A 22,037-nucleotide genomic window follows, 5' to 3' on the forward strand; every position below is an offset into this window, starting at 1 on the left:
TTAGAAGTGGTGGTTATTTTTTATAGTTGTTTTATACGAGAGTAAAGTAGACTAATCAACAGTCCAATAGCTAAAAAGCATCCTCCGGAAATCATGAGTATCATAGAAGCTTTCTCGATATGTAGCATACTCAATAATTTAACAATAAATGGTGATGCAGTTGTACCAAGATTATAAGCCATAATAATCAAGATCGTCCCATACCTAGTTTCTGCATCTCCTTTTGATGTAAATAAATGATTAAAAAACGGAATGATATGACGAAAAGAAAAGCCTAACACACCTGACAATATCATCACAAGTAGTAGCGAAGAAGTTTGGCTAATCCAAATAAGTGTTAGACCAGATACAAGCGTCGCAAGTGGTAATACTTTTGCGTGAATCATATGATAGGTTTTTCCAAATAAATTTCCTGCTAGAAAAGCTCCAACTGAAATACAAGCAATCAAGTCACTTCCTTGTGTGGCTTGGCCGATTCTTTTTTCGATTAGTAATGCAGTGACTTGCAAATTAAATACAATAAATAAACTAACGATCATAAATAAAAGGATCGTTAAACCTATCATTTTTCTCTTCAAATCCTTTGGAACTTTTGTTAGTCTAGTGACCACTTGTAGCTCATCGAGAGTCGTTGGTTCCTTAAAGTAAATCAAAATCCCGAAAAAGCCAACTATAGCTAGCGCGTAAACTAAAAAGGATAATTGCCAAGAAATCTTAACCAACCTACCTACAGATAATGTCATCAAAATACCACCTAGACCTTCAAATGCACTTTCTAGTCCTAAATAACGTGCTTTTAGTTTAGTATCTCCACGTGTTAGAGAGCTAATCGTTTGAATGATTAAACGGTTGAACAAGCCAATACCTAGACCTAACACACAACGTGACAGAAATAATACATAAAATGATCCACTATACCAAACAGGAATAGTTCCAAAAAAAGCAACTAAAAAAAGACCAACTAAAATAGTTCGTTTCACACCAAACCAACGTTCTATAGTAATCGAACAAAAGATTCCGATAATAATAAATAAAGCCGGAATAGTCGTAAATAAATTGATCCATTCGCGATGAATAGTTGGAAAAGTAGTTTCAATTGCTGGAATATTTGCAGAAATAGCAGGAGCTGAAGCGATGACTAGTGCTGCAGTTAATAAAGCAAATAAGGATAGTTTCTTATTCTCCATATTTTTTCTCCTAATCATCCCAATTTCCCTTAGCTAGTTGTTTCTTAATTAGTTGTTGTTTGAGTAGATCTACACTTATATGTTCTTGATACTGTTTGATTAGTTTATGATATTCTTGCGGTGTACAGTAGTGTTGCAATGTAAATAATGATTGATACCGTTGTAAAAGTTTTACACATTCCATATTCTTGCCTCCGTTCTTCTTTACATTTATTATCTGTAAAAAAAGAATGGGACGCCAATACTTCTTTTTCATTATGATTATGCTTAAAAAGCATCCACAAAAAGGCAGTGATCGACATAGGATCACTGCCTTTGCTTAATTCCCGATAAAATCCCACTTATTGCCGTAGAGATCTTCAATGATCGTTACTGTGCCATAGGGTTTGACTTCTGGCTCTTTTAAAAAGATTACACCTTTTTCTTTTAAACGAGCATACTCTGCATCAAAATCATTCGTTTGTAAAAATAAAAAAACATCCTCGCCTGCTTGACGACCAACCAATGCTTTTTCATCTGGTGTTTTGGCTTGTTTGATCAATAATTTCATCGTGGCCTGTTTCGTTGGGGCTAGTAAAATAAATCTTCGATCATACTCGACTTGCACTTCGTCTTGTAACAGCACAAAATCCCATTTTTGTGTAAAATAAGCGATTGCCTCATCATAATCGTTTGCCATGTAAGTAACAGTTTGAATATCCATTTGCTTCACTCCTTGATTTGATTGACTGCACTAACTATATCATATTGCTTGGTGATCGCAGAAACAACAGCGATTCCGCTTGCTCCCATTTGGCGTAATGCATGTTGGTTTTCACCATCGATTCCACCGATCGCAACTACGGGTAACTGAGAATACTGTTGGCAGATTTCTTTTAAAAAATCTGGCGAACTTTGGATCCCATCTTTTTTTGTCGTCGTTTCATAGATTGGGCCAATCCCTACATAGTCAACTTTTTGTTTAATTGCACGTTCAACTTGTGCTTTGGTATGAACGGAAAGTCCGATCAATAATTTAGGAGCGTGCTTGCGAATCTGTTCCACCGAGATATCCTCTTGACCGACATGAATGCCGTCTGCATTTACTGCTATTGCTAATGCTAGGTCGTCATTTACAAAAAAAGGGACTTGATACTGTTGGCAAAGTGCTTGGCATTCTTTCGCAAATTCTATTCGTTTATTTTCTTGTAACGATTTCGGACCTTTTTCACGTAATTGTACACACGTGATTCCAGCTTGTAACGCTTGCTCTAAAAGCGTGAGAGGTTCATGATGTATGCAATCTTGTGTTCCAAAGACTAAATAATTAGCTAAGTAACTGGACATCGACGACACCTCCACTCTTTTTATACGCAAAGTGATTGGTCGGTCCATGTCCATGACCCAAATTCAAAGAATCGAAAATTGCACGATCAATAAATTTTTTAGCTTCGATAATCGCAGGTTTTACAGACATTCCTTGAGCTAAATGTGCGGTGATTGCAGCTGAAAACGTACAGCCAGTCCCATGCGTATGCTTTGTTTCATAACGTGGCGTACTCAAACGATACGGTGATTCATTGACTGAAAATACCGTATCACTCGCTTGTGTTCCAGTAGCATGACCACCTTTCATAATGACTGTTTGGACACCTAACTCGAGTATTTTTTTGGCTGCTTGTTGCAAACTCTGGTCATCGGTAATCTCGATTCCGCTAATGATTTCTGCTTCTGGAAGATTTGGAGTACAGATGGTCGCAATCGGCAATAAGTTTGTTTTCAGTGCTTCGATTGCTTCTAGTTGTAACAAACTCGCGCCACCTTTCGCAATCATTACGGGATCTACCACGATCGGCATATTTTGTGTATCTAACTGTTTAGCAACTTGTTTGATAATCGTTGCATCAAATAACATCCCCGTCTTATAGGCTTGGATGGGAAAATCAGCTTGGATCGCGTTTAGTTGAGCCGAGATTATCGTAGGTGTCAACGCTTCGATTTGGTATACACCTACTGTATTTTGTGCCGTCACAGCTGTAATGACAGAAGTTCCATAGACTCCTGCTCCTTGGAACGTTTTAAGATCGGCTTGGATTCCTGCACCTCCACCACTATCTGATCCTGCAATCGTACATGCACAAGCAATCATTGTCCTACCTCCGTAAGTTGAGCTAAATTTGTGATGATTTGAGCTGGAAAATGTCCTAAGCCATCCGTTAATTTTGTCGCCAGTTGTTTGTATTCTTGACAGATGGCCACACAACTATCGACATAATGCTCTTTTGATACACTGGCGATACCCGCTGATAATAAGGCACCTAACATACAACCTGTACCAGTAACTCGTGTGATCTGATCATGACCACCTCGAACGATTTCAACCCGCTTTCCATCAGTCACGATATCTTCTTTTCCAGTTACGACTACGATACAGTGATAGTCTGTGGCGACGCGTTTTGCGATCGTTTCACAATCAACATCGCCTTTGCCACTATCGACACCTTTTGTTATCCAAGGCTCACGAGCGATCGTTGCCAGTTCTCCTTGGTTACAGCGCAATACTGTAATATTATTTTGGGTCAAGCACGCATCTACAAAAGAAAAACGAAAGGCACTCGCCCCCACCCCTACTGGATCGAGTACGATAGGAATTTGTTTTTGATTGGCCGTCTCAATAGCTATCGTCATCGCTTGTTGGGTAAGCGTCGTCATCGTGCCAATATTGACTAAAATACCTTGGGCTAAACTTGTAATCTCTTTGCTCTCTAATGGTTCATCTGTCATGATCGGTGAGGCGCCCACTGCGAGTAAAGCATTGGCAGTTTGCGTCATGACGACTTGATTCGTCAAACAATGAATCAACGGATGTTTAGTAGAAATTAACTTTAAGCTCATGCGACGACCTCCTGATACAAAGGCATCGCAAAAAATAATGCTTCATCGATCATACTTTGCATAAAATACGGGACACAACTGTCTAACGTACACTCTTCAAGCTGACAAAATTCTGCCAATCGCACTTCTTGCATCTCTTGGATTTGTTTAGTATCTGTAGTTTGATATAAGCTGAACCACTCTTTATATAATGGTTCTTGAATCGACTCTAACTCGATATCTTGAGCGATTTTTTGATAAATAAATGGACAAGCTAACAAAGAAGCATAGATATAGGCATGATTTTTTGTAGCTAAGCTAGCGTATAAATGCTCAATATAGCGTATCGTAATTTGATCAGGAACGTATTCTACTTGGGGAAGTTCACTTAGGGCACGTCGTTGAAACGGCACTTCTTTGGTTTCGACTTCTTGGATCATCTCCTCGATAAATGACTGGTATTCTTTTGGTACCATCAATTGCCATTTACGCAAGCAAATCACATAATGCTTTAAGTATTCTTGATCTTGTTGAATGTAATACGCAAACGTTATTTTCGGTAAAGTGGACGCTTTTAATTGTGTGACAAACGGATGCGTGATGCACATTTGATACGGTGTGTGGACATGGGATATGGCCAATGAATAAAACATAATTTTCCTCCTTGATTTGGAAGACGCAAGCGATTACTCCCTACGCCAGTCTTAACTGCCAGGTTCTAAGGGTCAGGTTTTAACCTTCTCAACTATAAAAGTCCCCCCGTAATAAAAAAATTGCGAAAAAAAAGCTCTCCATCAACAAATGGAGAGCGCAAAGTTTTCTCTAAGTAACTGAGTGATTCAAACTTCTGCTCCCTACGTCAGTGTTAACTGTCAGGTTCTAAGGGTCAGGTTTTAACCTTCTCAACTATAAAAGTCCCCCCGCAATGATTTTACTAATGTATAACATACTATATTTCAAACAAAAGTACAAGGTGTCTATTTTCCAACTGGAAATGCTTCACCCACAACAGCATCTTGTGGTAATTCTAAGATTCCACGTTTTTTCGGTGCATCGGCTAAGTGTAATTCTTTTGCCGAACACACCATACCAAAACTTTCTACACCACGTAACTCGCCTGGCCAAATCAATAATCCATCGGGCATCATCGCGCCTGGTTTAGCGACAACTACTTTTAGCCCTTGACGGATATTTGGTGCACCACAAACGATTTGTAGTTCTTTACCGTTATCGATTTCGATTTTTGTAATCGATAAATGATCACTATCTTCATGAGGCACACATTCCTTCACAAAACCTACGACAAATTTTGGTTCGTGATCTGGAGTTAATTGTTCTGTGAATCCTTCTTCTTGTAACCACGTATTTAATACCGCGATTTGATCATCCGTCAAGTAAACTTGTCCACGTTCATCGATCGTTAATTTTTCAGATACCTCAAAGAAGTTCCAACCGATAATACGACCATCTTCTGTTGTTAGTTTTGCGATATTGCCTTTACGTTCTGTTTGTTGTTCCATGCCTTTATCGTCTTCTAAAATCGTTAGTAATGTGTCACTGACATGCTCTTTATTATATGCAAAAATCATTGTACTTCCTCCTTAATTCTTCTCTTCGTTTCATATCTTACCAAACTTTTGAGTGGAGTTCTCGTTTGATGCTAATTTTTTAATAAAAAAATGCTCTCTATTACAGAGAGCACCTATCGTTATTCATCACGACTTACGACTAAAACGTCACAAGGGGCCGTTCGGGTCACATAGCTTGCCACGCTTCCCATCATAAACCGTTCTGTTGCATGTTTACCCGATTGACCTACCATGATCAAATCGATTTTGTATTCATGCGGTAAGTTTTTCGCTAATTCTTCTTTTGGAGAGCCATAAGCGATAATCGCATCTAAATCATGAAAGTCGACGCGTTTTGCGTGTTCTTTTAATTCATTCAATAACACACTACTCATCTCTTCTTCTTGATAAAGTTCTGATTCTCCAATACTAGAATAGCCCATATAAGAGGCAACAGGTTGATCGACTACGTTTACGGCTATGACTTTTCCATGATTACGACGTGCGATCTCAATTGCTTTTTTGAACGCTTCTTCTGCATGTTTTGATCCATCGATTCCGACTAAAATCGTATGATACTTTTGTTCCATCTTCCTCACCTTTTCTTAGTTGATTGTATTGTTGATAAACGTTGTGATTTCTTCTTTTGTTTTACGATCTTTATTCACTAAACGACCTAGTTCTTTGCCATCTTTAATGATCACAAAACTTGGGATTCCTAAAATCGACCACTGGCTAGCGACATCGATAAACTCATCGCGATCGACTTCGATAATATTCCACTCTGGAAATTCTGCATCGATTTCTGGCATCGCGGGTTTAATAAAGCGACAATCGCCACACCAGTCAGCCGTAAAGAAAAAGATATTTTGGCCTTGTTCTACATATCCTGCTAATTCTTCTAAACTTTTTGGTTTAATCATGTTTCTTCCTTCTTTCTATTGTCCAGCTACGATCGTATCCACAGTCGCACGGTCTAAATTTTTGATAACTTGGATAACCATTTCACGGGCTGCTTCGTAATCTTTGATGCTAAACAACGTTTGGTGTGTATGGATATAACGTCCAGGAACGCCAATAACACTACTTGGGATCCCTTCGTTTGCTGTATGAGCTGCACCTGCATCGGTACCACCTTTTGAGACGAAGTATTGATACGGAATATCGTAAGTTGAAGCCATATCCAGTAAAAATTCTTTCATTTTTGGCAGCATGATCAAGCCCGGATCAAAGATTCGCAGTAATGTTCCTTCGCCTAAATGACCAAAAGTCCCATTTCGAGTGATCGTGTCATCTGCTGGCGAACAATCGACCGCAAAAAAGAGTTCTGGTTTGAATTTTGTGACCGAGGCTTTCGATCCACGTAATCCAACTTCTTCTTGTACATTCGCTCCAGCAATCAGCGTATTCGGTAACGTGTCATTTTTTAAAGCTTCCAACGCTTCCAATACGACTGTACAACCGTAGCGATTGTCCCAAGCTTTTGAAATAATATTTTTGCCATTCGCGGTTTTAATCGTTTCCGCTACAGGCACGATCGTATCACCCGGACGTACACCATATTCAAGTGCTTCATCGCGTGAATCAAATCCCGCATCAAATAAAATATCCGTTACTTCAATTGCTTTTTGACCAGTTGCTCCACGTAATAAATGTGGTGGAACCGATGATGAAATACAAGGATAATCCCCTTTGATTGTTTTTAATGTAAATCGTTGTGCTGAAACGACATAAGGATTCCAGCCGCCTAAAGGAGTGACTTTAAATAATCCTCGATCGGTGATTTGTGTTAATAAAAAACCGACCTCGTCCATATGTGAAGCCACCATGATACGTGGTGCATTGGCATCTTGATTGTGACGAATCCCAAAGATCCCACCTAATCCATCTTGCTGGATCTCATCGACAAGTGGTGTCATTTCTTGTTTCATATAGGCCCGGATATCGTGTTCGAATCCGCTCGTTCCCTGTAATTCCGTTAAGGTTTTAATGCGTTGAAATGTTTGTTCTTCCATAATTTGATTGGTCGAGCCAATCATCGCCTCCTTTTAAATTGGCTTTTGTCTTATTATAACGCAAATTACTTTTCTTGAAAGGGCTCATGGTTTGAAACCTGTTACTTTTTTTTAGATATGGTAAAATACAAGAAACGTCACTACTTTACTCAAGGAGGACTTGTATGAATCAAGAACAAACACCTTTACTTAAAGGATTAGCTATCGGAGCTGGAATTGGACTTGCAACTGGGATCGTTGCAAGCATCTGGTATCAAAAAAAGAAACATTTAGCAGCTGATGATGTCTTAGCAAAAATCAAAAAGGCATTCTTAAAAGAAGGATCAATCGAAGGATCGTTTATCGAATATGAAAGCAAACCGTATCAAAAATTTGCAATCAAGGTCGATAGTTACGCTGGTGGAATCACTCGTTTTGAAGACGATCAATTAGTCTCTTATGAATTTTTAGCAGATGCTAAAACAGGTACGGTACTTGAAATCAAACGTGAAGTAACCGAAGTCAGTCCAGATATTTTAGTTGGATTTTAAAAAAAAGCGGACAATGAATGTCTTGGCCCAAAAATAAGGGTCAGAACATCATTGTCCACTTTTTTTATTTCGCTAAACGATCTAACTAATATGTGCTTTTTTTAATTAAAATTTCTCTTTAATACTGTTCCTATATCTCTATTAAACTCCGTAATTCTATCAGAAATTTTATCTCTTCCCTAATAACTTGGGAAAAATTTCATCAATTACTCTCAATAAGCAAACATGCCGAAATTGTAAAATAAGATTTTTTCTTTTCTTACCTCTTACTCATAATTTTCTATATCATAACTATTATTAATTCATTGGGAAAAGATTACAGTTATTATTACTTACTTGCGGAAGTTATTGCAACCTGCTATTATATTCATATTGGAGGGATTCACTTGACTTTTAAGGTTATAGAAACTTTCAGTGGAATCGGCGCACAAGCTAAAGCGCTAGAACGAATCAAGAAAAACAATCCTAATTTTGACTACGATATAGTAAAAACTGTAGAGTGGGAAATCGGTGCTAGCTATGCTTATGATTTGATTCACCACGGAAAACAAGACTTAGACAAATATAAAAATTTTAAAAAAAATGATTTAGTCGATATATTATCTAATTTTAATTTAAGTTCTGACGGTAAAAAGCCTATGACTCAAACGGGATTAAAACAAATGTCTATCCAACAGTTGAAAGCAATCCTACATAGCATAGAAGCGAATAAAAATCTCGTTGACATAACGAGTGTTCATGCCAAAGATCTACCCGATGCTGATTTGCTTACATACAGTTTTCCTTGTCAAGATTTATCAATTAGTAGTTATTGGCATGGAAATTTCAGTGGTATTGAAAAAGGCGCAGGAAATCGTTCTGGGTTACTTTGGGAAATCGAACGTATACTTAAGGAATATAAACAGATACAGAAAAACAAACCTCGCTTCTTACTAATGGAAAACGTTTCTGCAATTCATGGTCCTCTACATTCTGAAAATTTCAATCTCTGGATTGAAGAACTCAAAAAAATGGGATATGTTAGTTTTTATTATGATATAGATGCAAGTAATTTTGGGATTCCTCAATCAAGAGTTCGAACTTTTATGATTAGCATTCTTGTTGAAGATTTAAAGCCTGAAAAAGTAGCTCATATCAATAATTATTTTTCTCAAGTCCCTTCATCAAAAACTCATCTCTTACATGTTGAACTCAAAAAGCCTCGGATTGATCATTTTTTACGTTTAAATTATTTAAATGAACAATATCGCAAAGAGGCAATAGAAAGTACTCCTAATTTTACTGAATCTAGAAAAAAAATATTTGCCAATTCTCGAGTATTAGCAAATGGCCAAAAATGTATGGATAAATTAGCAAAAACCATAACTACTAAACAAGATCGAAATCCGAATGCTGGAATTATAATCCACGATTTAAATTTAGATAAACAAAAGTCACCCTATCGCAATCTAACTCCACGTGAAACTTTTTTGTTAATGGGATTTGATGAAGAAGATTTTCAAATGTTAGTTGATAATAACTTAGTAGTCAGTGAAAATAAAAAATTTTTAAGTCACTCAAAATTACTTAAGCTATCTGGTAATAGTATTGTTGTGAATATACTACAAGAAATTTTCAATGAACTTATTGAATTAAATAATACTGTAATTAATCCAGCAGAAAATGTTATATTCTCTACAAAATTTTCCTAAAAATTAAAAAGCGTCTACCACTGAAAATAAATTCAGATGGCAGACGCTTTTCTATTCTGATTTTAAATCAGTCTTATCTATAAAACCTTTTGATACCATAGAATTATATATTTTTATAATTCTAGCAAACTGTTTGTCCGATGGAATCTTTCCTTCCATGTGGACTTTGATAGCTAAGTCAAGAAATCTCTCATCTGTTGGATTCAAATATAAATATTTTTTCCCCCACACTTTCATCTCTTCCCATACATACGCAGGCTTGTTTACAACAAAAGTCATAGAATCGACTGTTTCTTCCTTGACTTCCGAACGTTTTTCTTTCTTAATGGTGACTAAGGTACTCTCAAATCCGGGAGCAATTGTCAAATCTAATTTCTTTGCCCTTTCCCAACACTCATTTTTTTTTGCCCATTCCGTAACATTTAAAGTCAAACGATCATCACTTGTTAAAAATTCATAAATCTCTTTTGAAGTGATTTCGCACTGGTAACGTAAAGCTTCATACATATGTTGTGTATTCCATATTTTCGTTAGGTCGATTGATTTTTTCTGTTTGGTCGCGTAATGTGCCAATATAGCAATGCTGTATGCTACGATATTAGCCCGATATGCCTTAATTTCTTTATACCAATCAAGTCCTGAAACTAATTTTTCAGTTTCTTTAAAGATAATTGCTTTGGCAATAGTATCTTTGAAATATCCACTATTGATTGACGATGAATTTTTTGCCCAAACACCATCATCCCCATTTGATCCCTGAATGATATTTGAGAATTTTTTCATAACTGCTTGGGCTCCTCTGCTTGTCTCTTGAGGATAACCATCATAGGTCATAATATATTTCGCTAAATCTGTTTTACGCAGTACTTGATTTTTCGGATGCTTCAACTGCCAAGCTTTGGTTTGCGCTTGTGTCAATTTCATTTGCTCAACAGTATATTGACCACGTGCACGTTCATAGAACCACTCTGTCTGATATTGATTACCATCAACTGCTGGTGCTAAATTTTTTTGTGAGAGCTCTTGGAATTTAACATGATACGGGTGATTTGAGAAGAAATCAGCTTCATCAACTTTATTTTGAGAGTTTGATGCACGAGAAATCTCTGGTACTAGCTTCACAGAAACATCATGTGTTTCTAAAACAGATAATTTCATCATAACTTGAACTTTTGATAAGTCAGCTTTATCTTTGATTAAAGCATTTGCTAATGAAGCGGTTGTTTGCCCGCCATTAACAATCTGCATATCACCAATATGTGTGATTAACAATCCTTTTTCCGTTTGCTGATATCCAATACTTTCACTTGTCACTGTAATACCATTGTTTAAGATAAAGAATTTTTCTGGTTCTTCTAAAATAGTTCTACGAATTCCTTTATTTATCTTCCCACGAACGCTTAGGAAAGCACGAACATTTCCTTCAAGAACTTGTGTACCATGTTCAAGATAAATATCTGCCAAAACTTGCCCAGGAATAGTTGCTAAGTAACTTTCAAATTCACCATTCTTTTCAGTGCTCTTAATTGCATAGATGCCTTCAATATTATAATCATCGAGATAAATATCAACTGGCTCTTTTTCAAAACCCGATTTAGCCATTTCGAATAGACGAGTCGCATCATAAACAGAAAACTCCACTGGAATTTCATAGATTGTATCACGTTTTTTATTTTTGAATCGCGAACTAATTTGTTTATTGGTGAAAATATAAATACGAATTTTTTTTAAATCAATATCAATTTCTTTATTACTACGATTTTGATATAATCGATAAATTTCGCTCGCTGCCATATAACCGGGACTACTTTCTTCCCAGTCAATAAATCTCATTTCAATACCACTATAAACCAATTCTTCTACTGATTTGATTAATGAATCTAAGAGTGAATCAGTCAACGCAAGTTCTGGTTCATCGATATCATCTACTACGAATAGATTGAACGTTCCATCTGCATCTTCGTATGAATAACCATCAAATTCGATTTTTCGGCCACGACGTCCTGCTAACTTTCTAAAATAGCCAACTTCATAACTCGAAATAACTTCTGATTCAACTAATTTTTCCCCCAAATTTGTTAAAAATGCTTCTTTAACCGTTATCTGATAAGTTTCAGCGTCAGTCAAAACTCCGCTAGTAAACGTAGCAATATACTCATTAAGTTCCACTATATTTACCTTCCTCTATATCTTTATAATCGATTTTAAATTCTTCCAATTCTGCTAATAACAAACTATATTTTATTGAAGCAATAGCATTTGAAAAATCTGTTTTCTTGAGTCTAGGAAATAAATCATCCACTTTATAAAAATTAGCATCGTTTAAAATATATCGATATGTATTTGCTTTATGTTCAGGCTTTATAGTAATAGTCATATCAAATCCAAGTTGTACAATCTTATTGTAAAATTCTCCTAAAATCATTTCGTTTTCGATTTGATCCTTCACCAAATTAATAAGATTAATCAAATTCATACCTTCCTCATTTTCTGGAGATGTTTTTTCTAGTTCGCTTACTGTAAGATAACCTATCGATTCAGATTCAAGTTGTTCAAGTGACGAGATATCAACTGTATTTTTTCCAACATTAATCGCTTTTGCTTCAAACCACTTTCCATCTGTAAACGCAAAATCCTTATGAGCATTTTCAGCACCAATCCACGCTTTTATTGATGGAGTAACACCATATGTTGGAATAAAATATTTCAGTAAGAGATTCAGTTCATTTGCTAGACCTTTGACGATTGATTCTGAAATGTTTTGATTTACCTTTTTAAACATTTTTTGCCAAAAAATATAACGATTGTAGACTTCACCGACTTGAACACTCTTATCTTTTTTTACAAGAAGTTCTAAATCATAAGCAAATTGAATATAAATATCTAATAATTCTTCATCCAATAGAGTAAATACGATTCCTTGATGTAAACTATCAGATATTGGTTGAACATCTATTAAACTTGTACTTGTCAAATCTAATTGTTTAAAATCCCCTTCAACTGCGATTGCGTATTTCCCTTCAAAAGTACCGATTTCCACAATTACATTGTCTCCAATAATTTGTTTAACAAAGGAATTTGATAAGTCTGAACTATTTTTGAATTGACGTTCAAAAGCGCCTCTTATTCGTGTGATTCTATCCACAGTCATAATTATTCTTCCTCCTTTTCAGTTTCTTTATCTTGGTAAATTTTATTAACAGTATAATTAACATACTTACTTTTACCACCTAAATCTGGAATTCCGATAGATAACAAGGAAATTGGTTCAGTTATTCTATTAATTTGCTCTTTTAATGAGGAATCTTCTTCCGTATATGGTTTAACACTATACACAGCTAATAATGGCTTTCTTTCTAATCTTTCATCAAAATATTCTATTTGAGGAATTGTTTTTTTAGAAGTATGCCAACTCTTCACTAATTCAATTTCTGAACTCGATAGACCAAAACGCCCATCATTCGGGGAACCTAAACGTGACCTATCTCTTTTCACAACCCCATCTTCTTTAAAGACATATACCTTACGTAACGAAGAATTTCCAATAATACCATTACCATAGTCGAAATTAGTTCCAGTTTCTTCAAGTTCTCCTGTAGGGAAAACTACATCCCATTTATCCAATTGTGCATCATTATTTTCTAAAAGCCAATTTCGGATTAAGTTAGGATCAAACTTGGAACCTGGTTCAACAATATAATTTTCTATCAACTTTATGATTTCATATTTTGGCACATCAGGTATTCCTTTAACTTTATTGGCACGGCGTTTACTCGAATCTAATGAAGTTGTTATTTTGGATTTATGTTCTTCAACAAAGTTTTGAATTATTTTTTTATTCTTCTGATTATGCTCACTATCTAAAACCGAAAATGTCAGTGTTTCTATGATAGCTTTACTATAATTGACACGTGCTGTAATTTTTTCGCCGTTTCTCATTTTATTTCTAGCTGTAATAATTAATCCTACTTGTCCGCTTCTAACTTTAATCCCAAATTGCAATGGTGTTAATCCTCTTTTAGAATTAATTTCTAAATCTTCTTTAAGTTCTTGCGTTGCCATAGCAATAAATTTAAAATCGCTAATGACATCTCTCTCCATAAAAATTTTGCATAAATCTTTATACCCATTTCTGTAACCAAACCAACGTCCCATTTGTAGAAGTGAATCATACATCACTGAGTTACGCCAATAATAGCTAATTGTTAGTCCTTCTAGAGTTAGACCACGAGAGAGCGCAAAACCTCCAATAACGATGACCCGTTCTCCTTCATCCTCATTCAATAAATAATCGACTTCTTTACTATCTTTATTAACAATAGCTGTATGGATACGATATATAGAATCATTCATATTACAAAGTATTTCATCAAAGGTATACTGGGTATCCAAATCATTATAATACTTTTCATAGCTTGATTTTAATGAAATTATTGAATTATGTGTGAGTGCTTCGTCCGAATCCAACTTGCCGTATAATCGAACATCACGCTTTACTTTTTCTAGATACTCATTTACAACAACTTTTATATGTTGGTGCATATCGGTAAAGCGACTTACGTTAAATAGCATGGACCGATGTGATGTTGTTTGTTCCTTAAAGTCTCTAATAACATTCGATATCAAAAATAAGTTTATAGCATCAATCATACTTGGAGCTAAAGTTGTAAACATATCGTGTTTTTTATGCTTCAATGGCAGATATGTACTAACTTCTTCCTTGCTGAGCGGTATTAACATTTTTTTGTTAATCGCAACCTCTTCATCGTCTGAAAAAATACTTTGAACACCTACATACTCACTCGATTCTCCAAGAATATAGATATAATCTTTAGGGAACAAGTCTTGGCCAAACATGTCGTCTTCTGATTTTGGATCAATAAAGATATTTGCATAAGGCGTGGCTGTAAAACCAATATAACTACTTTTTGTAAATAACTCGAGAATTTCTCTAATGCTTGAATTGATTGCTGTTGGGTTATCGTCCTCTTTTTTGGTATTCACACTAGCAAAGTCGGCTTCATCATCAATTAATAATACAGAGGAATCGATTTGGGTATTATTTTGCTTTTTACTATATTCCTCTAACCAATTGTAAATATTTTTTAAAGAGGATACATTTTTCTTTGTTACAATAATTATCGGTGTATTAGTTGATTCCAATGATAAACCAAAATTCTTTCTCGAAGATGCTTTAAAATCATCGTCCGGACTAGTTAAATATACTGGATCTCTAAAATCTTTATATTGCGCATTTCGAATTGCTTTGACCCCCTTACCATTAGTCCCCCTACCTAAACCTTCATCAATACGAATTTGAGTTTGTTCACGCAAAGTATTCGTAGTCCCTGTTAAAACAATAATTAGTTTATATTTTGCATCAGTTGCTAGGTTCATTAACCCAACATAATTTGCTGTTTTACCGGATTGTACATCTCCAACTACTAAACCTTTACGTTTAAAATTATCTCCATTTGGATTTCCAAGCAAATCCGTAATTTTGAATAAGTTTTCTTTCATTGCCTGCCTAACTTTTGGTTCAAAATTCTTTTGGTTCTTTAAGTAATCATCATAACGATCCCAACGAGTTACACCCAAATCTTTATAGTAATTATCGAACCATGATTTATGCTTTTCATTGGCTTCGATAGAAAAACTTTCTCCAAATGATACTTTAATAGTTTCTAAAGCTAAATTAACTGCTTCATCAAATTCATCGTCGGTCAAATCTTTAAATATCGGACTAACCCTTAAGTCTTCTGCCAAATCAATCAATTCTGGTTCAGTTTGAACAGTGCTGATGGTACTCATTAACATACTTGAAAATCTTTCTCCGTTAGTCATACTACAATTCTCCTAACTTTCTATTAATATAATCCACTGCTTCATTACTTGATTTATAAGGTTCTGTCGATAGTAACGATTTCAAAATTTCTTTTATATCCACAGATGATATTACATTGGTCTGTTCAACTATTGCTTTCAAATCGTCTATGAGATTTTCGTCTTGAGTACCTATATTTCCTTTACCATCAGCAACTTCTGCATAAATTTTTTGTACAGGTAAATTTTCCGATAATGTTTTTAGGTACATTTGGAATAAACGATATTCGTCATCATTCATAGTATATGCTAGCTGTTTATATAATGGATTTTCAGTATTTACCTCAAAATGGAATTTATTATCTCGATCACTAAAAAAACTCCACATTGATTCTATGTCCGTTACTTCCTTGTTTCCTCTAAAAGTATATACACGTCTAGAAACATTTTCACCATCCACAATAGCCTTTGATAAATTTTTTTTGATGATACTCGGCACGTTAGCCCTACTTTTTTTAACATCGATTTCCCAGAGATAATCTAAACTATTAGGAATATCTACTTGAATTCGAAGATTTTTTCCTAGCTCAGTTTTTCTAGAAACTCCTAAATAACTTCCCCAAACGATGAGGCGTTCATTTCTATACAAATAAAATCCTTGAGACTTGTAATACTCATTTGCTTTACTAGCTAAACGTTTATCTGCGGCGCTTAACTTGCTCAAATGCGGTAACACATAAGGACGCAATGTAATCGTTTCACCTTCAATTTTGATTTTCTCAATTGGACGTTCTTGGGTCCCTCCATTATTTTTTAAAAACGGATCTTTTGGTATAACTTTTTCATTATTAACTTGAATAGTTAACTTATTATTCAAAAAACGGTGGAAAATTAACGAAATATGTTCAATTGCGATGATCATTAAATCTGCAAGTTCATCTTGTAAATCATGAGTCGAATCATTAATACGGTCAAAATTTTCCCATTGTACAATGGTTCCACACTCACGTTCATTCAAATAAGATAGATTTGAAAAAGAAGAAATTTCAATTTCATCTAATTCTCTAACTACAAATCCATTGGTTTTAGCTACAATGTCCAAATCCCATTGAAAACCGTGAATTTCATTATTCATTTTTGATACAACAGTTAGAATACGGCATTGAGAAAAACTTGCAGATTTTAGACCTAATCCAAATCTTCCTAAATCATCTTTTTCTCTATATTCAGTAGGATTTTTACTACCTAAACGTAGTGCATCCAATAACTCTGAACGACTCATTCCCGACCCATCATCAATTATTTGAATAGATGGTAAACCATTTTTTACACGTTGATATATGTTAATTTCAGTTGCCTTAGCGCTAATTGAGTTATCTATAATATCTGCAATAGCAGTTTCAAAAGAATAACCAATAGAACGCATACTTTCAATTAAACTAGAAGCATATGGTTCTAGTGTCACTAACTCTTTACTCACAATTATTCTCCTTTTTTAAACTTATCATTCTAATTTCAATATAAATACTAGAGTTAGATTTTTTATCAACTAGGAAAACTTATTCAGTAATATTCTTACTGTAAATTGTAATTCAAAATACTATCTTTAGATGAAGTATTCACAAGTAAAAAGATTAGACCGAAAAAAATTTACTATCCCTTAATATTTATATTTGTTAATTCCTAGTGAAATCACTCCCAAAAATAGGTAACAAATTTTTCTATTAATGCACATCTCTCTTTATTTTATCATATTTAGAATAACTGTTTGCATCATAGCTAGGTTTAAGTTGATTCGACTCCATTAATTAGCGAAAAAATTAAAAGAGCCATCCTCTTATTGGAGAATGAACTCGTCTTAGTCATTATTATGCAAGGAATTTTTCACCGCAAGTAATTTTTCACTCTTATTTTATCTGTTATATATCTACTATTTGGGTAAAAAAAAATCAGAAACGTTATTTAACAACGTTTCTGATAATTTTTTATTTCGCTAAACGATAGATCGCGTCTGCAAAAATAACTGCTGAGCGGAATAGATCATCTAATTCCATAAATTCATTGGCTTGGTGCATCGTATCTGTATATCCTGGGAACATTGCGCCATAAGCGACACCACGTTCTAATAGACGGCCATACGTTCCACCACCGATGATTTGTTCATATCCTTTTTCACCTGTGTGATCTTCATATACAGCAAGTAATGTTGCCACTAATGGATCTTCCACTGGTACATAGTGTGGTGTCATATGATGTGGTTCTTCTGTAACTGTCACATCGAATTGACCGATTGAATCAGCTAAACCTTGTTTTAGCTCAACTTCAGTCGTTCCTTGAGGATAACGGATATTTAAGTTTACGGTTGCCTCTTTTTGATCTTTTTCAAATGAGAATAAGCTCGCATTCATCGTAAGCTCACCCATTTTTTCATCATTGTAGGCGATTTGTAGTTTTTCACCTTCAAGATCTAGATGTAAGTATTCCGCAGCGACTTGCAAGAAGTTTTTTGCACCCGCTTTAAAGTCATATTCGTTTAAGAATAAGGCTAAGTATGTTCCTGCATTGATTCCAGCAGAAGGATGGGCACCGTGAGCCCCTTTTCCAACTAATTCAATCGTTAACTGGTTCGCCGCTTCTGTAATACTTGCGGTAACTGGATTTGCTTCCACAAATGCTTCTAGAGCTGTTTTGATTGTGTCTACTTGATCTTGAGGTACTTCGATGACCGCTGTGGCAGTTCCTGGAACCATATTTGGACGCAAACCACTCTTGAAGTCGATCAATTGATACTCCCCTTCATTGCTTACTGGTGTATGAACAAGTAATGAGATATTTCCTTTTTCACCATTGATGATCGGAAATTCGGCATCTGGAGAAAAACCAAAATCTGGACGTGCTTCATGTTCGAAGTAATAATCCATATCTCCCCAACCACTTTCTTCATCAGAACCCACTACAAAGCGGATTTTTTTTGATAGTGGTAAGTTTAATTCTTTGATGATCTTCATCGCATAATAAGCCGCCATACTTGGGCCTTTATCATCTGACGAACCACGTGCGTAAATCTTACCATCTTTAATAACAGGTTCATATGGATCTGTATCCCAGCCATCGCCAGCCGGTACGACGTCCATGTGGCCAAAGATCCCTAATGTTTCATCGCCTTCACCAAATTCGATATGCCCAGCATAATTGTCGACGTTTTTGACTGTAAAGCCATCACGTTCACCAAAACTCAACATTTTTAATAATCCGTCACGTGGACCAGGTCCAAATGGTGCATCGGGCGTTACTTTATCGTCTTCACGTTCACTTTTGACACATAATAATTCTTTTAAGTCTTCTAATAACGCATCTTGGCGTTGTTCCACTTCTTTTTTCCAATCAATTGTCATGAAAAAACCTCCATTTCAGTCTTCTTGCTTATCATATCACTTTTGTTTTTTTAAATAAAATACTTTTATTTATTTTGTCAGTGCTTCTGCTAAAAGGTGTGTATATTCGATTCGACCGGTCAGAGTTGGATGGACACGATCAGGTCTAAACCAATCTTCATGATCATTACTTAGATCATACCAATCGAGCACCTTGATTTTTTTGTTGTCTTTAGCTTTATCAGCTAACATCGCATTGACATCATTTTGCCAACGTTGTGTTGGAACGCGGACGTTAATAAAGTAAACTGTACGTCCTTTTAAGTAATCCATCACTTCATCAAATTGCGCAGAAGTAAATGAACCATTCGTACCAAGCGCGATCACGACAGTATCTTTTAAGTTGCCTTGTGCATCAAGTTGTTTTAGTAGCGGGACACTTTCATAAAATTGACGTCCTACTACAGCATCGACTACCGCTTTAGGAAATACTTCATTGATATTGGCCGCTGTACCTAATGCCACTGAATCACCAAATAGCGTAAATTCTTTTTCTTGCGCCGCTTCGACTTGTTTTTTCGATAGATCGTATTTTTTCATAATATCTTCGACATTGTTACTAAAGACTTCCGCTGACTCATCCACGGTTGTAGTTGTATCCGTTGTAGCTGTCGAATCCGTCGTTGCTTCATTTTTTGTTTTTTCGACGATTTTTTGATTTTCTTTGATTTGATCTTGGAAGGCTTGTTGTTCCGCATCGATCTGATTGCTTGGTGCCGTAATGATTCCAAACAACGCAACGAGTGTAATCAACATCGCTGGTAGCTGCCATGGTTTTTGTTTGCTGACCAATGGACGCGTAAACCAAGACTTGATCGTTTTTAGTACATGACGGTAGTTGTATTTACGCAATGGATTTTCAATAAACCGATAAGACAATTCACTTAATCCAATGATCAAGATAAACTCGATCAAGGTATGGAGCCATACATGATTCGCTAAGTTACGAACTTTCGCTTCGTAAAAGATCATCACCGGAAATTGATAGAGGTAAATCCCATAGCTTCGCTTCCCGATATAATTAAATATTGGATTGGTCAACCAACGATTCCAACTTGCACCTGGATGTACCGTAACTGCAATCAATAATGTCGCCAAAATACTTACGATGTACATGCCACCGTAATAAACAAAATTGTTTTGATCGGATAAAAAGATCAAAAAGAGTAGCAAGCCTACGAGTGCGATGGCCCCAATACCATTCAATACTTTTTTAGCTTGTTTTGGAATTTGCTCTTTCAAATGGAAAGAAGGCCAAATGAAGGCAAAAGCGCTCCCCATCCACAACGAGAAGATCCGCGTATCAGTTCCATAATATACACGTGTTGGATCTTGTCCTGGATGATATAAGACAGCCATCAAAATCGCTGAAATGACTGTAAGAGCTGTCAGTACATAAAATATCGTACTTTTCTTTTTCACAAAACGGACCAATAATACAAAGACAAAGGGCCAAATCAAATAATTTTGTCCTTCTACTGCTAATGACCAAAGATGTGTAAATGGGGACTCATTTGAAAAACGATCAAAATAAGAAGCTCCATGGTCGATTTGCCACCAGTTATTGACATACAGCAAACTGCTCCAAACTACACCACGTAAGTTATTTAGTAAATTACGCTGAAAGACGGTGATATAAAAAGAAGCACTGATCAGTAGCGCCACAAGTGCCGGGTAAAGGCGCTTCATTCGTCTGACATAAAATCCTTTGATATCGATTTTATTATTTTGTTGCCATTCTTGTCGCATTAAATCTGTAATCAAATACCCTGAGATCACAAAAAAGATCGGCACACCCAGGTAGCCGCCTTTCATCGCTTTAGGCATCAAATGATAAAAAATCACACCTAAAACCGCAATACTACGGATACCATCGATTCCAGAGATATAGCGACTTTTTTTCCTTTTTTTCTCCGCCATAATCCAAATCCTTTTCTATTTTCTATTCTATTCACTTTGTTTCCATCATGCCATAAAGTCTAAAAAAAAGCATGATTGAACATAGGATTTTACTTTTTCTTCATCAAAAAAAAGAGATAGATTATCTCTTTTTAAAAATCATCTTCATAAAAACGACCTAAAATCTGGACGTTATCGGCGATACTGACAAATGCTTTCGGGTCTGCCTTTTTCATTGCTTGACGTAATGAAGGAAGTTCAAAACGTGTCACGACCGTAATCAAGACTGTTTGGCGATCATGACGATACGCTCCTTCTGCTTCATTGATGATCGTGATTCCTCGTCTGATTTCATCTTGGATTTGATTGATCACATCATCTGGATGACGCGTAATAATAATCACCTGCATTTTCTTTTGCTGTGTAAAGACCGCATCGGTTACTTTTCCACACACAAAAATCGCCAAGGCGCTATATAACGCTGCTTGCCAACCAAATAAAATCCCTGCAGCAATCAAAATGACAAAATTGAACAAAATAGAGATCGAACCGATACTCTTACCCGTTTTTTTACGAATCGCAATACTAACAAAATCCAATCCACCAGAAGATAATCCATTTTTTAAGGCGTATCCAATTCCAGCTCCCATTGTGGCGCCTCCGAAGATTGCACAAATGATCGGATCATCTGAGATTTTTTCGATTGGGATCAACTGCATCGTCACCGAAGTCAATACGACAGTGATTCCAGTAAAAATCGTAAACTTATGACCGATCTTACGCCACCCTAGAATAAATAAGGGTAAGTTTAAAAATAATAACATCATCGACACCGGAATATACAATCCGAACAATCGCTCAGATAAGGTTGAAAAAATTTGGGCGATCCCGGTGATCCCACTTGAATAAATATTGCCCGGACTATAAAATAATTGCACTGCGACTGAAGCTAAGATGGCATATACCATTGCAAATGAAAACTTTGTCGCATAATCAGGATGAGGAAAAACTTTGAACACTCGACTCATGAGGTCGCC

General features: G+C 35.8%; 20 protein-coding genes and 2 riboswitches. Of the genes, 2 read left to right on the forward strand and 18 right to left on the reverse strand.

Features of this window, described 5'->3' with window-relative positions:
- Window positions 1–20 precede the first annotated feature (20 nt).
- The 11 genes from I573_RS02950 to pepA all read right to left on the reverse strand — a co-directional run bounded on the left by I573_RS02950 (window position 21) and on the right by pepA (window position 7,623).
- Window positions 21–1,187, reverse strand: a complete 1,167-nt coding sequence (locus tag I573_RS02950) for an MFS transporter (protein ID WP_016185090.1) — start codon at window positions 1,185–1,187, stop codon at window positions 21–23.
- A gap of 10 nt (window positions 1,188–1,197) precedes the next feature.
- Window positions 1,198–1,371 carry a hypothetical protein gene (locus tag I573_RS11500; protein ID WP_016185091.1) on the reverse strand — a complete coding sequence of 58 codons (174 nt, stop codon included), beginning with the start codon at window positions 1,369–1,371 and terminating at the stop codon, window positions 1,198–1,200.
- A 135-nt stretch (window positions 1,372–1,506) separates the two neighbouring features.
- Window positions 1,507–1,890 (reverse strand): VOC family protein, encoded by a 384-nt coding sequence (locus tag I573_RS02955; protein ID WP_016185092.1) that lies wholly within the window; start codon window positions 1,888–1,890, stop codon window positions 1,507–1,509.
- Between the two features lie 5 nt (window positions 1,891–1,895).
- Window positions 1,896–2,513 (reverse strand): thiamine phosphate synthase, encoded by a 618-nt coding sequence (gene thiE / locus I573_RS02960; protein ID WP_016185093.1) that lies wholly within the window; start codon window positions 2,511–2,513, stop codon window positions 1,896–1,898.
- Complete coding sequence (gene thiD / locus I573_RS02965; RefSeq protein ID WP_016185094.1) at window positions 2,494–3,315, reverse strand: bifunctional hydroxymethylpyrimidine kinase/phosphomethylpyrimidine kinase; 822 nt, start codon at window positions 3,313–3,315, stop codon at window positions 2,494–2,496. The genes thiE and thiD overlap by 20 nt, the downstream gene beginning before the upstream one ends.
- The gene (gene thiM, locus I573_RS02970) at window positions 3,312–4,061 is read right to left on the reverse strand and encodes a hydroxyethylthiazole kinase (RefSeq protein WP_016185095.1); all 750 of its coding nucleotides are present in this window, start codon (window positions 4,059–4,061) and stop codon (window positions 3,312–3,314) included. Before thiM ends, thiD begins: the two co-directional genes overlap by 4 nt.
- A complete protein-coding gene (locus I573_RS02975; protein ID WP_016185096.1) occupies window positions 4,058–4,693 on the reverse strand; it encodes a thiaminase II/PqqC family protein in 636 nt (211 codons plus the stop codon). Before I573_RS02975 ends, thiM begins: the two co-directional genes overlap by 4 nt.
- Window positions 4,694–4,713: 20 nt before the next feature.
- Window positions 4,714–4,811: riboswitch (TPP riboswitch) on the reverse strand.
- 63 nt (window positions 4,812–4,874) lie between these two features.
- Window positions 4,875–4,972, reverse strand: a riboswitch (TPP riboswitch).
- Between the two features lie 45 nt (window positions 4,973–5,017).
- A complete protein-coding gene (gene ytpR / locus I573_RS02980) occupies window positions 5,018–5,629 on the reverse strand; it encodes a YtpR family tRNA-binding protein (protein WP_016185097.1) in 612 nt (203 codons plus the stop codon).
- A 119-nt stretch (window positions 5,630–5,748) separates the two neighbouring features.
- Window positions 5,749–6,198, reverse strand: a complete 450-nt coding sequence (locus I573_RS02985) for a universal stress protein (RefSeq protein ID WP_016185098.1) — start codon at window positions 6,196–6,198, stop codon at window positions 5,749–5,751.
- A 15-nt stretch (window positions 6,199–6,213) separates the two neighbouring features.
- Window positions 6,214–6,531: a thioredoxin family protein gene (locus I573_RS02990; protein WP_016185099.1), complete on the reverse strand. Its 318-nt coding sequence runs from the start codon at window positions 6,529–6,531 to the stop codon at window positions 6,214–6,216.
- Window positions 6,532–6,546: 15 nt separating this feature from the next.
- Entirely contained in the window at window positions 6,547–7,623 is a 1,077-nt protein-coding gene (gene pepA / locus I573_RS02995) for a glutamyl aminopeptidase (protein WP_035020452.1), read from the reverse strand.
- 164 nt (window positions 7,624–7,787) lie between these two features.
- Here pepA and I573_RS03000 point away from each other — a divergent pair, with 164 nt between their 5' ends.
- Complete coding sequence (locus tag I573_RS03000) at window positions 7,788–8,153, forward strand: PepSY domain-containing protein (RefSeq protein ID WP_016185101.1); 366 nt, start codon at window positions 7,788–7,790, stop codon at window positions 8,151–8,153.
- A gap of 386 nt (window positions 8,154–8,539) precedes the next feature.
- A complete protein-coding gene (gene dcm, locus I573_RS03005) occupies window positions 8,540–9,844 on the forward strand; it encodes a DNA (cytosine-5-)-methyltransferase (protein ID WP_016185102.1) in 1,305 nt (434 codons plus the stop codon).
- A gap of 51 nt (window positions 9,845–9,895) precedes the next feature.
- Here the strand turns inward: dcm and I573_RS03010 are convergent, their stop codons facing one another.
- From I573_RS03010 to I573_RS03040, 7 genes are all read right to left on the reverse strand, one after another.
- A complete protein-coding gene (locus tag I573_RS03010; protein WP_016185103.1) occupies window positions 9,896–12,013 on the reverse strand; it encodes an AIPR family protein in 2,118 nt (705 codons plus the stop codon).
- Window positions 12,003–12,995, reverse strand: coding sequence for a PD-(D/E)XK motif protein (locus I573_RS03015; protein WP_016185104.1), 993 nt, complete (start codon window positions 12,993–12,995; stop codon window positions 12,003–12,005). The genes I573_RS03010 and I573_RS03015 overlap by 11 nt, the downstream gene beginning before the upstream one ends.
- A gap of 2 nt (window positions 12,996–12,997) precedes the next feature.
- Window positions 12,998–15,688, reverse strand: a complete 2,691-nt coding sequence (locus I573_RS03020) for a Z1 domain-containing protein (protein WP_016185105.1) — start codon at window positions 15,686–15,688, stop codon at window positions 12,998–13,000.
- A 1-nt stretch (window position 15,689) separates the two neighbouring features.
- Window positions 15,690–17,147, reverse strand: a complete 1,458-nt coding sequence (locus tag I573_RS03025; RefSeq protein WP_016185106.1) for an ATP-binding protein — start codon at window positions 17,145–17,147, stop codon at window positions 15,690–15,692.
- Window positions 17,148–17,652: 505 nt separating this feature from the next.
- Complete coding sequence (pepV, locus tag I573_RS03030) at window positions 17,653–19,062, reverse strand: dipeptidase PepV (protein ID WP_016185107.1); 1,410 nt, start codon at window positions 19,060–19,062, stop codon at window positions 17,653–17,655.
- Between the two features lie 69 nt (window positions 19,063–19,131).
- Entirely contained in the window at window positions 19,132–21,024 is a 1,893-nt protein-coding gene (locus tag I573_RS03035; protein WP_211213393.1) for an acyltransferase family protein, read from the reverse strand.
- Between the two features lie 128 nt (window positions 21,025–21,152).
- The gene (locus tag I573_RS03040) at window positions 21,153–22,028 is read right to left on the reverse strand and encodes a YitT family protein (protein WP_016185109.1); all 876 of its coding nucleotides are present in this window, start codon (window positions 22,026–22,028) and stop codon (window positions 21,153–21,155) included.
- Between the last annotated feature and the right edge of the window lie 9 nt (window positions 22,029–22,037).

The sequence above is a fragment of the Enterococcus sulfureus ATCC 49903 genome (assembly GCF_000407605.1).
Lineage (GTDB): Bacteria > Bacillota > Bacilli > Lactobacillales > Enterococcaceae > Enterococcus_G > Enterococcus_G sulfureus.